Annotated in this window: 13 protein-coding genes and 1 tRNA gene; 3 read left to right on the forward strand and 11 right to left on the reverse strand. The window is 70.9% G+C overall.

Annotated elements, in window-relative coordinates:
• Nucleotides 1-17: 17 nt before the first annotated feature.
• Nucleotides 18-2,540: a PhoX family protein gene (locus tag KZ820_RS09340; RefSeq protein WP_219748367.1), complete on the reverse strand. Its 2,523-nt coding sequence runs from the start codon at nucleotides 2,538-2,540 to the stop codon at nucleotides 18-20.
• 400 nt (nucleotides 2,541-2,940) lie between these two features.
• Here KZ820_RS09340 and rplJ point away from each other — a divergent pair, with 400 nt between their 5' ends.
• Both rplJ and rplL read left to right on the forward strand, forming a co-directional pair.
• Entirely contained in the window at nucleotides 2,941-3,456 is a 516-nt protein-coding gene (rplJ, locus tag KZ820_RS09345) for a 50S ribosomal protein L10 (protein WP_219748368.1), read from the forward strand.
• A 68-nt stretch (nucleotides 3,457-3,524) separates the two neighbouring features.
• A complete protein-coding gene (gene rplL, locus KZ820_RS09350; RefSeq protein ID WP_132909894.1) occupies nucleotides 3,525-3,905 on the forward strand; it encodes a 50S ribosomal protein L7/L12 in 381 nt (126 codons plus the stop codon).
• A gap of 207 nt (nucleotides 3,906-4,112) precedes the next feature.
• On the opposite strand, the gene KZ820_RS09355 is transcribed toward rplL, so the two are convergent.
• From KZ820_RS09355 to KZ820_RS09370, 4 genes are all read right to left on the reverse strand, one after another.
• Nucleotides 4,113-5,948, reverse strand: a complete 1,836-nt coding sequence (locus KZ820_RS09355) for a glycoside hydrolase family 15 protein (RefSeq protein WP_219748369.1) — start codon at nucleotides 5,946-5,948, stop codon at nucleotides 4,113-4,115.
• Nucleotides 5,941-6,753 (reverse strand): glucose 1-dehydrogenase, encoded by an 813-nt coding sequence (locus tag KZ820_RS09360; RefSeq protein WP_219748370.1) that lies wholly within the window; start codon nucleotides 6,751-6,753, stop codon nucleotides 5,941-5,943. The genes KZ820_RS09355 and KZ820_RS09360 overlap by 8 nt, the downstream gene beginning before the upstream one ends.
• 10 nt (nucleotides 6,754-6,763) lie before the next feature.
• Nucleotides 6,764-7,897, reverse strand: coding sequence for a Gfo/Idh/MocA family protein (locus tag KZ820_RS09365; RefSeq protein WP_219748371.1), 1,134 nt, complete (start codon nucleotides 7,895-7,897; stop codon nucleotides 6,764-6,766).
• Nucleotides 7,898-7,980: 83 nt separating this feature from the next.
• Nucleotides 7,981-8,625 carry a uracil-DNA glycosylase family protein gene (locus KZ820_RS09370; RefSeq protein WP_219748372.1) on the reverse strand — a complete coding sequence of 215 codons (645 nt, stop codon included), beginning with the start codon at nucleotides 8,623-8,625 and terminating at the stop codon, nucleotides 7,981-7,983.
• Between the two features lie 21 nt (nucleotides 8,626-8,646).
• Between KZ820_RS09370 and KZ820_RS09375 the strand changes: the two genes are divergently transcribed.
• On the forward strand, nucleotides 8,647-9,294 hold the full coding sequence (locus tag KZ820_RS09375; RefSeq protein WP_219748373.1) for a sulfite oxidase-like oxidoreductase: 648 nt from the start codon (nucleotides 8,647-8,649) through the stop codon (nucleotides 9,292-9,294).
• A 13-nt stretch (nucleotides 9,295-9,307) separates the two neighbouring features.
• On the opposite strand, the gene KZ820_RS09380 is transcribed toward KZ820_RS09375, so the two are convergent.
• The 6 genes from KZ820_RS09380 to ftsA form a co-directional block, all read right to left on the reverse strand.
• Nucleotides 9,308-9,384: transfer RNA gene (locus KZ820_RS09380), tRNA-Arg, on the reverse strand.
• A 36-nt stretch (nucleotides 9,385-9,420) separates the two neighbouring features.
• Entirely contained in the window at nucleotides 9,421-9,807 is a 387-nt protein-coding gene (locus KZ820_RS09385; protein ID WP_219748374.1) for a hypothetical protein, read from the reverse strand.
• Nucleotides 9,808-9,817: 10 nt separating this feature from the next.
• Nucleotides 9,818-10,480 carry an endonuclease III gene (gene nth / locus KZ820_RS09390; RefSeq protein ID WP_219748375.1) on the reverse strand — a complete coding sequence of 221 codons (663 nt, stop codon included), beginning with the start codon at nucleotides 10,478-10,480 and terminating at the stop codon, nucleotides 9,818-9,820.
• Nucleotides 10,477-11,205, reverse strand: a complete 729-nt coding sequence (gene dapB / locus KZ820_RS09395) for a 4-hydroxy-tetrahydrodipicolinate reductase (RefSeq protein ID WP_219748376.1) — start codon at nucleotides 11,203-11,205, stop codon at nucleotides 10,477-10,479. Before dapB ends, nth begins: the two co-directional genes overlap by 4 nt.
• A 248-nt stretch (nucleotides 11,206-11,453) precedes the next feature.
• Complete coding sequence (gene ftsZ, locus KZ820_RS09400; RefSeq protein WP_219748377.1) at nucleotides 11,454-12,959, reverse strand: cell division protein FtsZ; 1,506 nt, start codon at nucleotides 12,957-12,959, stop codon at nucleotides 11,454-11,456.
• Between the two features lie 117 nt (nucleotides 12,960-13,076).
• Nucleotides 13,077-14,336, reverse strand: a complete 1,260-nt coding sequence (ftsA, locus tag KZ820_RS09405; RefSeq protein ID WP_132908983.1) for a cell division protein FtsA — start codon at nucleotides 14,334-14,336, stop codon at nucleotides 13,077-13,079.
• Nucleotide 14,337: the final 1 nt, after the last annotated feature.

Here is a 14,337-nt window from a genome sequence, read left to right on the forward strand (position 1 = left end):
GGGCGGCGGTCTGCGCGTCAGAGGCCGACCACCCCGCCGTCGGTCTTGGTGATCACGATCGTGGCCGAGCGCGGACGCGTCGGGCTGGTCACCGCGCCCGCCTGGTTCGCGGGCCAGCTCGACGTGATGTTCGCCGGGCCGCCGTTCTCACCCGGATGCTGGATGTTGACGAACAGCGAGCGGCCGTCCGGGGTCGAGGTGATGCCGGTGATCTCGCACTCCTTCGGACCGACCAGGAAGCGCTTGAGCTTGCTGCCCGGCGCCGCACCGATACGCGTGGTGGCGGTGCTCGTCGTGGTGCTGTTGGCCGCGGTAGTCAGCGTGTTGTTGACCACGCGCGTGCCGCCGTCGCCGACGCTGCCCGGCATCGCGGCGAGCAGCATGCAGTTAGTGACGTCGGTGTAGGCGCCGTCGTCGGTCTCGATCCACAGCACCGGCGCGACCTGCCCGCTGGCGTTGCTCGGCAGGCCGAACCATAGCCCATCCGGCGAGGAGAAGTCGTTGCTGGCGTCGAGGCCCGATAGGTTGATGTTGGTCGGATCGAGGTCAGCGCCCGAGCCGAAGGCGTAGATGTCCCAGGTGAAGCCGGTCGCCTCGGTGGTGTCGCCGGTCTCGCGCAGGCGGATGACATGGCCGTTGGCATTGCCGCGCGTCGCCTGCGCGCTGGTCGGCGGGTCGGCGTTGACGACGTCGCCCTGCGGCAGCTTGGGATCGGTGTAGGCGCGCGGGTTGGCGGCGTCGGTGGTCGCGGGCGTGCGGGACGAGTTGTTGGTGAGCGTGCAGTACATCTCGCCGTTGACCGGGTTGACCGCGGTCCACTCGGGCCGATCCATCCGCGTCGCGCCGAGCACGTCGGCGGCGAGGCGCGCGTTGATCAGCACGTCGGCCTGGTCGGCGAAGGCGTAGCTCGCGTTGGCCGCGGTCAGCCCGTTCTGCCCGAAGGTCAGCGGCAGCCAGGTGCCGCTGCCGTCGGCCTCGAAGCGGGCGACGTAGAGCGTGCCGGTGTCGAGATATTTGTCGCCGGTGGCGAGACGGTCGCTGGGCGTCGCGTCGGCGGCGACCCAGGGCGTCGCCGAGACGAACTTGTAGATATATTCGTTCTGCGCGTCGTCGCCCATGTAGAAGGCGGGGCGGACGCCCGCGACCACGCGGCCGGCCATGCAGCCCTCGTGGTTCATGCGGCCGAGCGCGGTGCGCTTCCGCGGCGTAGAGGTCTGCGTATAGGGGTCGATCTCGACCACCCAGCCGAACTGGAAGGGCTCGTTGCGGAAGTCGGCGGTGCCGTCCGCGGCGGCGCTGGCGCCGGCGGTGGCGTTCCAGCGCGCGAAGACGGTGCTGGTCGCGTCGGACGGCGTCACCGTCGTCCAGCCGTAATTGCCGGCGCGGCCCTCGCTGATGCCGTAGCGGGTCAGCGACACGTTCTGCTTGGCATTGCCCGTGGCGGTGCGCACCGCGGCGTCACCGGCCGTGCGGCGGAAATAACCCGCCCAATTCTCCTCGTTGGTGAGGTAGGTGCCCCAGGGCATGTAGCCATTGGCGCAATTGTTGATCGTGCCGCGCCCGGTGGTGCCGTCGGCCGCGTAGAGCGTGCGCAGCGCCGCGTTGCCGCGCACCGGCCCGTTGAACTGCACCGGCGTGTTGGGAGTGATGCGGCGATTGAGCGCGCTGCCCTGGACATAGCTCCACGCGCCGGTGTTGCTGGCGCGGGTGACCTCGATCACCGAGACGCCGTGCGCCTCGATCTCCTTGATCGCCTCGGCCTCGGGGCGCGGCGACGGCGACGGGCCGTTCGCGTGGAGATAGGCTTGGGTGATGTTCTCGTGATTGAGCACGAGCACGCCGCGCGTGTTGTTGGTGGTGTCGGGGGCGCTGCCGCTCGCGGCGAGACCGAAGAACGACATGCCATCGTGATGGTCGCCGGCGCGCTGTGCGAAGTTGGTGTCGCTGCCGTCGTTGGCATAGGCGGCGACGCTCGCCGCGATCGGGTCGCCGAGCCGGTAGAGCACGGTCACCTGATAATCCGACGGCACGGTGACGACGTCGTTGAGGTTCTTCGCCACCGCGGTGAAGGCGAGCGTCGCCGGCAGTACGGTGACGGTCGAGCGCGCGCTGCTCGAGCCGCTGCCGCCGCTGGCGGTGAACTCGAAGACCAGCGCCGTCGATTGCGCGACGTTGGGCGCGGTGAAGGTGATCGAGTTGCCGCTCGCGATCACCGGCACGGTCGGCCCGCTGACCTGGGTGAACTTGGTCGTGCTGGCATTGTCGGTCGCGGTGGCGGTGAGCGTCACGACGCGGCCGCCCTGGGTCTGAACGTTGACGCCGTCCGAGACGGTGATGACGTCCTGCTTGTCGTCGTCGCAGCCGGCGAGCAGCGCGCCGCCGAACACCGCGGTGGTCATCGCGCTCATTCCACCCATAAGCTGGCGGCGCGAGTAGCGGCGCGCGACAAGGTCGGCGAGATGCGGGTTGCGGGTCGGGTTGGTGTCGACGTCACCGTCGTCGTAGGACGCGGTGGCGAGGCTGAGCTGCTGGTCGGTCATGACGCTCCCTGGGCGCTATGTGCTTGTACCGACGCCTATTGGCCGCGCTCCAAGGCACGTGCGCGACAGTTTGATGAGAGGGGAGTGACGTGAGCGTTACGTCTGCGTGACAGCGGCTACCCGCTTGACTGGCGCGCGCGTTCCGCTATGTACCGCCCCGCGCGTCCCGCCCCCGGGCGATGACGCACCGTCCGAGACAGCGGGTGGCTCCAGGGCCTTAATTCCCCGCCGAGACGGGGACAGGACCAACGCGGCCGCGGCGCGCCCTCAGAGGCGCGTGGTGCCGCTGCCCGCACGGGCTCCCATTCCCCATCGCTGGACACTGCCGCCGAGCGCTCGCGCGCGGCGGTTCGTACCCGGACAGGCGACCTCGGCCGTCTGTCCTAACGTGGAGAATGGCATGGATCGTAGTCAGAAGACCGCGGCCGTCGCCGAGCTGAACGATACCTTCTCGAAGGTCGGCGTGGTGGTCGTCACCCGCAACCTCGGGATGACGGTGGCGCAGTCGACCGACTTGCGCAACCGGATGCGGGACGCCGGCGCGAGCTACAAGGTCTCGAAGAACAAGCTTGCCAGGATCGCGCTCGACGGCACGGACTATGGCTCGCTCAGCGATATGCTGACGGGTCCGGTCGGCCTGGCGTCCTCGACCGATCCGGTCGCGGCGGCCAAGGTAGCGGTCGACTTCGCCAAGACGACCGACAAGTTCGAGATCGTCGGCGGCGCGATGGGCGCGACCGCGCTCGACCTGGCCGGCGTGCAGGCACTGGCGACGCTCCCGTCGCTGGACGAGCTGCGCGCCAAGATCGTCGGCCTCATCGTGGCCCCGGCCACGAAGATCGCCACGATCGCCCAGGCACCGGCCGCGCAGATCGCGCGCGTCCTCGCCGCGCACGCGGAGAAGGAAGCCGCCTGATCGGGCAGCTGACCGGCATTTGTTTGTGAACATGGGGCACCTGTCCCCGCTTGATAGGAAGTAAGATCATGGCAGACCTGAACGCGCTGGTTGACCAGCTGAGCGAGCTGACCGTCCTCGAGGCCGCCGAGCTCTCGAAGCTGCTCGAAGAGAAGTGGGGCGTCTCGGCCGCCGCGGCCGTCGCCGCTGCCCCGGCCGCCGGTGGCGCGGGCGCGGGTGCGCCGGCCGCCGAGGAGAAGACGGAGTTCGACGTGATCCTGACCGGCGACGGTGGCAAGAAGATCAACGTCATCAAGGAGGTCCGCGCGATCACCGGGCTCGGCCTGACCGAGGCGAAGGCTCTCGTCGAGGGCGCGCCGAAGCCGGTCAAGGAAGGCGTGAGCAAGGACGAGGCCGAGAAGGTCAAGAAGCAGCTCGAGGAAGCCGGCGCGACCGTCGAGCTCAAGTAAGCCGATATCCGGATCCCGCGGGTTCGCCCGCGGGTCACGGGCTCAGCAGCAGCGGGGCGGCCTTCCTGGCGGAAGGTCGCCCCGTTCGCGTTGGTGCGAGGTCGATCGAACGGTGTGCGGCACTTCCTCCGGCAGCCTCGATGACGAAAGTGACTTTGCGACCGCGCCGCGACGTTGCAACGCGGCTTCGCTTGCCCCATCGCGTCCTCACGGCTGCCAATTGGGCCGGTATCCCGGATCGAGCCGGCGATCGAGGAAATAGGCCGCGCTGATGAAGGCCAGATGCGTCAGCGCCTGGGGAAAGTTGCCCAGCGCCGCGCCGCGGCGGTCCAGCTCCTCGGCGAACAAGCCGAGGTGGTTGCCGTAGGCGATCCCCTTCTCGAGCATGAGCTGCGCCTCTTCCAGCCGCCCGGCGCGCGCGAGGCACTCGGCATACCAGAAGGTGCAGGTGGTGAAGGCGCCCTCGCCGCCCTCCAGCCCATCGTCGTCGCGGTAGCGATAGACCAGCCCGTCGTCGCGCAGCTGCGCGCCGATCGCGTCGAGCGTCTCCAGCCACACCGGATCGGTCGAGGAGACGAAGCGCACCAGCGGCATCATCAGCAGCGCGGCGTCGAGCGCGGTGCCGCCGCGCTCCTGGACGAAATAGCCGTGCACGGGGTGGCGGAAGTTCGCCCAGACGTCCGCCACGATCGCGTCGCGCGCCTCGGCCCAGGCGACCAGCGGCGCGGGCAGCGAGCGCTTCTTGGCGAGCCGGATGGCGCGATCCAGCGCGACCCAGCACATCACGCGCGAGTGGAGGAAGTGGCGCGGCGGCCCGCGCATCTCCCAGATGCCGGCGTCGGGCTCCTGCCAGTGCGCGATCACGAAATCGACGATGCCGCGGACGTGCTGCCAGCCCGCATGGCTCATCGCCGCGCCATATTTGTTCGAGAGATAGGTGCTGTCGAGCAGCTCGCCGAAGATATCGAGCTGGGTCTGCGCGTGCGCGGCGTTGCCGATCCGCACCGGCCGGCTGCCGGCGTGGCCGGCGAGATGGTCGAGCTCGTGCTCGTCGGCCGCCTCCGATCCGTCGATCGCGTACATCACGCGGATCGGATGCTCCTGGTCGGCCTGCATCACGCGCTCGCCCGCCCAGCGGCGAAAATGCTCGGCCTCGTCGACGAAGCCCAGCCGCATGAAGGCATAGACGGTGAAGGAAGCGTCGCGGATCCAGGTGGCGCGATAGTCCCAGTTGCGCCCAGCACCGGTCGCCTCGGGCAAGGCGAAGGTCGCCGCGGCGGCGATCGAGCCGTGCCGCGCCGAGGTGAGCAGCTTGAGCGCCAGCGCCGAGCGCAGCACCTGCTCGCGCCACCGGCCCTTGTAGCTGGCATGGCCGAGCCAGCGGCGCCACGCCCGCGCGGTCGCGTCCACCGCGGCCTCCACCGGCGCCGCGTCGGGACGGGTGAGCGAGTCGTCGCCGAGCACGAACCAGGCGCTGTCGCCCGCCGCCAGCGTGAAGTCCGCGATCGCCTCGCCTTCTCCCTTGCCGACGATGAGCGGCATCGAGGCGTGGAGCCGCAGCGCGAGGTCCGCGCCGACGAAGCGCACGCTGCGGCCTCCGCCCTCCACTCGCGGCACCTCGCGGGCATAGTCGAAGCGCGGGGCGCAGCGCGCGTCGAAACCGACCGTCCCCTGTGTGACGGTGACGCGACGCAGCAGACATCGCGCGCCGAGCGTCCCGACCGCGTCGGGATGCGGCATCAGGTCGAGCACCTCGGCGCTGCCCTCCTGTGCCATCCAGCGGGTCACCAGCACGTTGGTGTCGGGCAGGTAGAGCTGGAGCCGGCGCGCGTCGGCGAGGCGGGGTGCGAGCCAGAAGGCGCCGCCCTTCTCGTCGTCGAGCAGGTCGGCGAAGATCGTCGGGCTGTCGAGCGCGGGCCAGCACAGATAGTCGATCGTACCGTCACGCGCGACCAGCGCGGCGGTCTCGAGGTCGCCGATGATGCCGCGATCGCCGATCGAGCGCGGCGGGACGCGGCGACCGGCTGCCCCCGCCTCACCCATTGTCGCGAAACTCGGGGTACAGCGTCATCCCGCCGTCGACGAACAAGGTCGTGCCGGTGACATAATCGGCGTCGTCGGAGGCGAGCCACACCGCCGCACGCGCCACGTCCTCGGGCTCGCCGATCCGGCCATAGGGGATCAGTTGCAGCAGCTTCTCCAGGGCCTCGTCGGTCTCCCACGCGTCCTTGTTGATCGGCGTGCGGATCGCGCCCGGGGCGATGGCGTTGACCCGGATGCCGTCGCCGGCGACCTCCTGTGCGAGCGAGCGCGTCAGCATCCTCACCCCGCCCTTGGCCGAGGCGTAGTTGACGTGCCCTGCCCAGGGAATGACCTCGTGGACCGAGCTCATCGCGATGATCGTGCCCGCGCTGCGCGCCGGGCGACGGTCGCTCGGCTGCGCGCGGAAGCGGCGCACCGCCTCGCGCGCGCAGAGGAAATGGCCGGTGAGGTTGACCCCGATCACGGTGTTCCACTGGTCGAGCGAGAGGTCGGCGATGGCGGCGTCCTGCTGCACGCCCGAGTTGGCGACGAGCACGTCGACGCGACCGAAGGCGGCGGCGGTCTCGTCGAAGAGGCGAACCACCTCCTGTTCCTGCGAGACGTCCGCCTCGATCGCGACGGCGCGCCCGCCCGCGCGCTCGATCCGCTCGACCAGCTCGTCGGCGGGCTCGCGCTGCGAGCGATAGTTCACCGCTACCGCGGCGCCGGCGCCGGCGAGCGCCTCGGCGACAGCGAGGCCGATGCCCGAACTCGCGCCCGTGACGATCGCGCTGTGGCCGGCGAGCGGCCGCGCCGGGTCGGTCATCTGCGCCACCTCAGTCGCGCGTCGGTGAGGAGGCGTTGACCGGCTCGGGCGCCGACACCGCGCGCAACGTCTGGAGCTGCGTCTCGGGATCGATGCGGCGCGTGCGCTGCTTCACCTTGACCGGCTCGGCCTTGCCGCTGCGCATCGCCGCGACCACCGCCTCGATCACCGCGAGGTCGGCAAGCCCCTCCTCGGCGTCGGGCTCGGGATCGCGCTCCTCGAGGATGCAGTCGCTGAAGTAGCGCAGCTCGCCGCCGAACTGGTCCGTCGCGGCGAAGGTCTCGTGCGAGTCCTTGCCGCCGACGCTGCGGAACTGCTCCAGTCCCTGGCCGAAGCCGTAGGCGGGGTTCATCTCGATCGAGCCCTTGGTGCCGACGACGATGAGGCTGTCGACGGCGTCGGCGGCGTAGCTCACCGTGAACTGCGCCAGCTTGCCGCCGGGCAGCCGCAGCGTGGCGGCGACCGTGTCGTCGAGGTCGCCCAGCCCCGCCGACGCGTGGCGCACGCCGACCGCGGACACGACCTCGACCGGCTCGGCGCCGAACAGATAGCGGATCGCGTTGATCGGGTACGGCCCCATGTCGAACAGCGGGCCCGCCTCGATGCCGTGGTGCGCGCGGTGGTTGGCGGGATCGAGCGGCTGCGAGAACAGCGAGGTGAAGGCGATCAGCTCGCCGATCTCGCCGGCGCGGATGCGGCGGATCGCGTCGAGCGTGGCGGGCTCGAAATGGAGGCGATAGGCCGTCATCAGCTTGGCCTTTCCGCGCTTGGCGGCATCGGCGATCCGCTGCGCCTGTTCGCTCGAGACCTCGAGCGGCTTCTCGCACAGCACGTGGATACCCGCCTCGAGCGCGGGCACGGCGAACTCGGCGTGACGCCAATTCGGGGTGGCCAGATAGAGCGCGTCGATCTCGCCGCTCTTCAGCAGCGCGGCGAAGCTCTCATAGCCGTAGAGGTGCTTGACGCCATATTTCTTGCCGAGCTTGGTGAGCTTGACCGGGTCGCCCGAGACCAGCGCGGTGATCTCCGAGTTGCCGGTGTGCTTGACGCCGGGCATCAGCGCTTCCTGCGCGATGTCGCCCAGGCCGACGATGGCGTAGCGCACCTTGCGCCCGCCGAGCCCCAGTGCCGACGCGATGCTCATGCCTGTCTCCGCTGCGTTCATTCGAGGAACGCCGCAACCGCTCGGGAGCGGGGGAAGGTTCCGCTGGCGAGCGGCCGCGCGCGCTATCTCAGCGCCGCCGCCACCGTCGCGCGGAGCGCCGGCAGCACCTCGGCCTCGAACCACGGGTTGCGCCGCATCCACAGCTGCGAGCGCCACGACGGGTGCGGCAGCGGGAACAGCGCCGGCCCATAGGCGCGATAATTCGCCACGCGGGGCGTCAGCGCTCCCGGACCGAGCACGTGCGCCTGGGCGTAGCTGCCGACCAGCAGCGTCAGCCGTACCTCCGGCATCGCCGCCAGCAGCGACTCGCGCCACCGCGCCGCGCAGGCGCGCGGCGGCGGGCGGTCTCCCCCGGCGGCGCGACCTGGGTAGCAGAAGGCCATCGGCAGCGTCGCGACACGCGCCGCGTCGTAGAAGGTGACGGCGTCGATCCCCATCCAGTCACGCAGCCGGTCGCCCGAGGCATCGTCGAACGGCCGGCCGCTGGCGTGGACCTTGCTGCCCGGCGCCTGGCTCGCGATCAGCAGCCGCGCGGTCGGCGATACCTGGATCACCGGTCGCGCGCCGAGCGGCAGCTCCGCGGCGCAGGCGGCGCAGGCGCGCACTTGCGCGACGAGCTGGTCGAACGTCTCCACCACGACGGAGGTAAGCCGCGCCGACGGCCGCGCAAGGGAGAGGGGCTTGGCCGCGGCGTCCGCGCGCGCCATCTTGCACGGCGGAGACGCGCGATGGATGACCTACCCCCCGACAGCAAGCTCACCCGCTCGAAGCGGCGCTGGGCCGAGGAGCATAAGTTCGCCGATGCCGCGCCGCCGGCGGGCCGCGAGCGGCTACCGCCCGGCCAGCATCTCGTCACCAACTGGCCGGTCCTCGACCTCGGCCAGACGCCCGACATCGCGACGGCGCGATGGCGTCTCGAGCTCGGCGGGCTGGTCGAGCGACCGGTCACGCTCGACTGGGCCGGCTTCACCGCGCTGCCCGAGACCCGCTCGCGCTCAGACATCCACTGCGTGACCACCTGGTCGCGCTACGACAATGACTGGACGGGCGTGAGCACGCGCGACCTGCTCGATCTGGCGCAGCCGCGCGCCGAGGCGCAGGCGGTCATGCTGCACGGCTATGACGGCTACACCACCAACGTGCTGCTCGCCGACTTCGCCGCGGCCGACTCGCTGGTGGCGCACGCCTGGCAGGGAAAGCCGCTGACGCGCGAGCACGGCGGCCCGGCGCGGCTGGTCATCCCGCACCTGTATTTCTGGAAAAGCGCCAAATGGATCCGCCGGATCGACTTGATCGCGCGCGACACGCCCGGCTTCTGGGAGGTTAACGGCTATCACCTGCGCGGCGACCCGTGGAAGGCGGAGCGTTATGGGTGAGGAGGAGAAAAGCTGGCGCACCCGACAGGATTCGAACCTGTGGCCTCTGCCTTCGGAGGGCAGCGCTCTATCCAGCTGAGCTACGGGTGCCGGTCGGGTGCGACTAGCAGGGTGCGCGGCGCCGCGCTACCCGCTTTTCGCAGTCCGGCGCGCGATCGTCACCGGCTGGAACGGCGCCAGTCCGCAGCTCGCGCCACGCATCCCACCGGTCGCGTACAGCACGGTGATGATGTCCTGCGCGCACAATTGCCCGATCGAGGTGGCGTAGCCGAAGCGCCGCTCGAAGCCGAGCCCGGGGCAGGCCTGGGGCAAGGTCACGCGGTAGTAACGGTCACCGGCGGTGTGGAAGTCGATCACGCGGTCGCTGCGCACGAGGCTCTCGCGCAGCGCGGTGATCGGCACGCACGTGCGCGCCTCACCCGCGGGGACCGCCTCCGGCACCCTCGGGCCACGGTCGCGCGCCAACGCAGCGCCCGACACCAGCACCAGCAACATCGCCAACCAGCCGCGCATCGTCACCTCCTCAGCCCGCGCGCGCCGCGGCCTGCTCGGGCGGCGGTGTCTTGGGCTTGAACGCGCAGAGGTCCTGCTCGATGCAGCGCCAGCACTCGGGCCGACGTGCCTTGCAGACGTAACGGCCGTGCAGGATCAGCCAGTGATGCGCGTGGACGCGGAAGGGCGCGGGGGTCACCGCGTCGAGCTTCTTCTCCACCGCGAGAACGGTCTTGCCGCGCGCCAGCCCGGTGCGATTGCCGACGCGGAAGATATGCGTGTCGACCGCGAAGGTCTCGTCGCCGAACGCCACGTTGAGCACGACGTTGGCGGTCTTGCGCCCGACGCCAGGCAGCGCCTCGAGCGCGGCGCGATCGCGCGGGACGTCGCCACCGTGCCGGTCGAGCAGCGCCTGGCTCAACGCGATCACGTTCTTGGCCTTCGTGTTGAACAGCCCGATCGTACGGATGTGCTGCTTGAGCCCCTCCTCGCCGAGCGCGACCATCGCCGTGGGCGTGTCGACCTCGGCGAACAGAGCGCGAGTGGCGCGATTGACCCCGGCGTCGGTCGCCTGCGCCGACAGCACCACGGCGACCAGCAGCGTGTAGACGTTGACCGACTCGAGCTCGGTCTCGGGATGCGGGTTGGCCTCCGCCAGCCGCCGGTAGAATTCGGCGACCTCGCGCCGGGTCACAGCCCGAGCACCTCCGCCATCGCGTAGCGCCCCGGCGCGCGGCCGACGAGCCACAGTGCCGCCTTGACCGCGCCGCGCGCGAAGATGCTGCGGTCCTCGCCGCGATGGCCCAGCTCGACCCGCTCGCCCTCGCCCGCGAAGACGACCGAGTGATCGCCCACGACCGAGCCGCCGCGCAGCGAGGCGAAGCCGATCGTACCCTCGGTACGCGCGCCGACCAGCCCGGCGCGGCTGTCGACCCGCACCTCGGCGAGCCGGGTCGCGCGCCCCGCGGCCGCGGCCTCGCCGAGCAGCAGCGCGGTGCCCGAGGGGGCGTCGACCTTGTGGCGATGATGCATCTCGACGATCTCGATGTCCCAGTCGGCGCCGAGCCGCGCCGCCGCCTCGCGAACCAGCGTCTGCAGCAGCGTCACGCCGAGCGAGGTGTTGCCGGTCTGAAGCACGGGGATGAGCGCGGCGGCCTGCTCGATCAGCGCGTGGTGCGTCGCGCTCAGCCCGGTGGTGCCGATCACGATCGGGGTGCGCGCCGCGACCGCGGCGGCGAGATGCGGCTCGAGCGCGGCGGGCGTGGAGAAATCGACCAATACGTCGGCGGCCTGGGCGAGCGGCAGCGGGTCGCCGCCGGCGTCGACTCCGCCCGCGATGGTGCAGCCCTCACCCTCGGCGATCGTCGCGATCGCGCGCCCCATGCGACCGTTGCTGCCGTAGATGCCGATGGCGGTCATGTCGCGTCACTCGTTCGGGGCGGATCGGAGAACGAGCCTTGCCACGGCGCGCGCGGGAAGGACAGTCGCGCGGTGAACGGCGTGGGACGCGTGGCACGCGACCGCGGCGGGGGGCACGCGGTCACGGCTCGCCGCGTCTCGACCCGTCAATCGTCACCCCCGCGCAGGCGGGGATGACGGCGAGGGACAGCAGACGCCCTCCCCCCAGCGACGCATGTCACCACGAGGCCACCCGGCCTCGCGTCAGCTCACTGGTTGTTCTGGCGGTGCAGGAAGCGCGGCAGGTCGCCGCCCTCACCCTCGTCGCTGCGGCCGCCAGCATTGCGGGTCGCGTTCTGCATGCGCTCGAACAAGGTACCGCCAAGCTTGACTCGCGGCTGCGGCGGCGCGTCCTCGCCTTCCCCGCCCGGTGCGAGGAAGCGGCGGCGCGCGGCCTCGCCCGCGGGCGCCTGCGGCGTCGGCGCGGGCATCATCGAGTCGGCACCGAGCAGCAGCTCGTCGTCGGCCGGGGCGGCGGGCGCCGGGGCCGGCTCCATCACCGGGCCAGAGGTGGTCGGTGGCACGCCCTGCGCCATCGCGCCGGCGGCGGCGCCGCTCGGTTGCTGCGGCGGCACCTCGGGGGTCGGCTGGTAGGCGCTCGGGACCGGCGCCGGCGACGGAGCCACGGGCTGCGGCGCGGGCGTCGGAGCGGCGGCGCTCGGCGTGGCATCGCTGCGGCGCGGTGCCGAGAAGCTGAAGGTGCGGGCCGGCTCGGCCGGAGCGCTGCTCGCCGGCGCGGCGGTGCCGACGCTGTTCTCGATGCCCGTCGCGACCACCGAGACGCGGATCTTGCCCTCGAGCTCGGGGTTGAACGCCGACCCCCAGATGATGTTGGCGTCGGGGTCGACCAGCTCGCGGATGTGGTTGGCGGCCTCGTCGACCTCGAGCAGGCGCATGTCGTCGCCGCCGGTGATCGAGACGATCACGCCCTTGGCGCCCTGCATCGACACGCCGTCGAGCAGCGGGTTGGCGATCGCCTTCTGCGCCGCGATCAGCGCGCGATCGTCGCCCTCGGCCTCGCCGGTGCCCATCATCGCCTTGCCCATCTCCTGCATCACCGAGCGGACGTCGGCGAAGTCGAGGTTGATGAGGCCGGGCATGACCATCAGGTCGGTGATGCCGCGCACGCCCTGCTGGAGCACCTCGTCGGCCATCTCGAAGGCCTGTTTGAAGGTGGTGTTGGCGTTGGCGACCAGGAACAGATTCTGGTTCGGGATCACGATCAGCGTGTCGACGAACTTCTGCAGCTCCTCGATGCCCGCGTCGGCCGATTTGGCGCGGCGGTTGCCCTCGAAGCTGAACGGCTTGGTGACGACGCCGACGGTCAGGATGCCCATGTCGCGCGCGGCCTTGGCGATCACCGGGGCGGCGCCGGTGCCGGTGCCGCCGCCCATGCCCGCGGCGATGAAGCACATGTGGCTGCCCTCGAGCAGGCGCGACAGCTCGTCGATCGTCTCTTCCGCGGCGGCACGGCCGATCTCGGGGCGGCTGCCCGCGCCGAGCCCCTGCGTGATCTTCGCGCCGAGCTGGATCTTCTGCTCCGCCTCGGACTGTTTCAGCGCCTGCGCGTCGGTGTTGGCGACGAGGAACTGCACGCCCTGCACGTCGGCGCGCATCATGTTGGCGATGGCGTTGCCGCCGGCGCCGCCGACCCCCACGACGGTGATGCGCGGGGTGAGATCGTCGAGATCCGGGGTGATGAATTCGATGCTCATCGCGTGCTTACTCCGTCCGCTCCGCGCCGCCGTCACTCGCGCGGTTAATTTTGACCGATGTGCAACAACGAGGCGCCGGGCGAAAGAGGAAACACCGCGAAACGCCCTGTAGCCGCGTCAATAATTCGCCTTGGCCGCCTGCACGAGCTTCCAGAAACCGCGCAGGCCGCGCTGGCGGTGGACCATCTGCTGCGACGGCACGAGCCCGCGCAGGTCGATCGGATCGCTCGCCGCGAAGAAGGCCAGCCCCGCCAGCGTGGCGAAACCCGGCCCCGAATGCGCCTCGGGCAGCCCGGTCAGCCCCTTGGGTCGGCCGACCCGGACCGAGCGGCCGAGCGCCTGCTGGGCGTAATCGGCGATGCCCTTGAGCTCCGCCCCACCGCCGGTCAGCACCACCTGGCGCCCGACCGGCCCCTCGAACTTCAGCTCCTTGAGCGCCGCCTGGATCTCGCTGGTGAGATGCTCGAGCCGCTGCCGGATCACCGCGATCAGCGCCGCCTTGGTGATCTGCAGAGCCTCCGAACCCTCGTCGTCGGTGCGCTCGCGGATCGTCACCATCTCATGGTTGTCGCGCGGCGAGGCGTTGGCCGAGCCGTGGAAGCATTTGATCCGCTCGGCCTGGAGCCGGGTCGTGCCGAACGCCGAGGCGATGTCGTCGGTGATGTCAGCGCTGCCGTACGGGATCGACTTGAGCCCGACCAGCATCGAGCCCGCGAACAGCGAGACGTTGGTGATCCCCGCGCCGATCTCGACCAACGCGACGCCGAGGTCGCGCTCCTCGGCGCTGAGGCAGGCCAGTCCGGTGGCGACCGGCGCGGCGATGATCGACTTCACCTCGAGGTGCGCCGAACGCACGCACAGGTCGAGGTTGCGCACGGGCGAGCCGTCCGCGGCGATGACGTGGATGTGGACGCCGAGCCGGTCCGCGTGGAGCCCCAGCGGCTTCTTCACGCCGGTCAGCCCGTCGAGCGTGTACAGCGCGGGCTGGGCGTGGAGCACCATTCGCCCGGCCGGGTCGATCGACTGGCGCCCTTCCTGGAGCAGCGCGTCGATATCGGCCTGTTCGATCCGCATGCCGCCCAGCTCGGCCTCGATGAACGCCTCGTCGCTCACCAGCCCGCCGGCCGAGAAGCCCGCCCAGACGTTCTCGATGTTGAAGCCGGCGATCCGCTCGGCCTGCTCGACCGCCTCGCGCACCGCGACCTCGGTCGAGTCCATGTCGGCGATATAGCCGCGCTTGACGCCGCGGCTCTCGCGCTGGCCGGTGCCGAGCACCACCAGCTCGCCGCCGTCGCCCTTCTGCGCGATCATCGCCGACACCTTGGACGAGCCGATGTCGAGTGCGGTGATCAACCCGTCCGGTGCTGCCTTGGCCATG

This window comes from Sphingomonas citri (assembly GCF_019429485.1).
Classification (GTDB): domain Bacteria; phylum Pseudomonadota; class Alphaproteobacteria; order Sphingomonadales; family Sphingomonadaceae; genus Sphingomonas; species Sphingomonas citri.

Bases quoted from the DNA above. Each gene is read 5' to 3' on its own strand.
- KZ820_RS09365 (WP_219748371.1), bottom strand. From the start codon at position 7,897: ATGAGCATCGCGTCGGCACTGGGGCTCGGCGGGCGCAAGGTGCGCTAC.
- KZ820_RS09355 (WP_219748369.1), bottom strand. From the start codon at position 5,948: ATGGGTGAGGCGGGGGCAGCCGGTCGCCGCGTCCCGCCGCGCTCGATC.
- ftsZ (WP_219748377.1), bottom strand. From the start codon at position 12,959: ATGAGCATCGAATTCATCACCCCGGATCTCGACGATCTCACCCCGCGC.
- rplJ (WP_219748368.1), top strand. From the start codon at position 2,941: ATGGATCGTAGTCAGAAGACCGCGGCCGTCGCCGAGCTGAACGATACC.
- KZ820_RS09375 (WP_219748373.1), top strand. From the start codon at position 8,647: ATGGATGACCTACCCCCCGACAGCAAGCTCACCCGCTCGAAGCGGCGC.
- ftsA (WP_132908983.1), bottom strand. From the start codon at position 14,336: ATGGCCAAGGCAGCACCGGACGGGTTGATCACCGCACTCGACATCGGC.
- KZ820_RS09385 (WP_219748374.1), bottom strand. From the start codon at position 9,807: ATGCGCGGCTGGTTGGCGATGTTGCTGGTGCTGGTGTCGGGCGCTGCG.
- KZ820_RS09370 (WP_219748372.1), bottom strand. From the start codon at position 8,625: ATGGCGCGCGCGGACGCCGCGGCCAAGCCCCTCTCCCTTGCGCGGCCG.
- KZ820_RS09340 (WP_219748367.1), bottom strand. From the start codon at position 2,540: ATGACCGACCAGCAGCTCAGCCTCGCCACCGCGTCCTACGACGACGGT.
- KZ820_RS09360 (WP_219748370.1), bottom strand. From the start codon at position 6,753: ATGACCGACCCGGCGCGGCCGCTCGCCGGCCACAGCGCGATCGTCACG.
- dapB (WP_219748376.1), bottom strand. From the start codon at position 11,205: ATGACCGCCATCGGCATCTACGGCAGCAACGGTCGCATGGGGCGCGCG.
- rplL (WP_132909894.1), top strand. From the start codon at position 3,525: ATGGCAGACCTGAACGCGCTGGTTGACCAGCTGAGCGAGCTGACCGTC.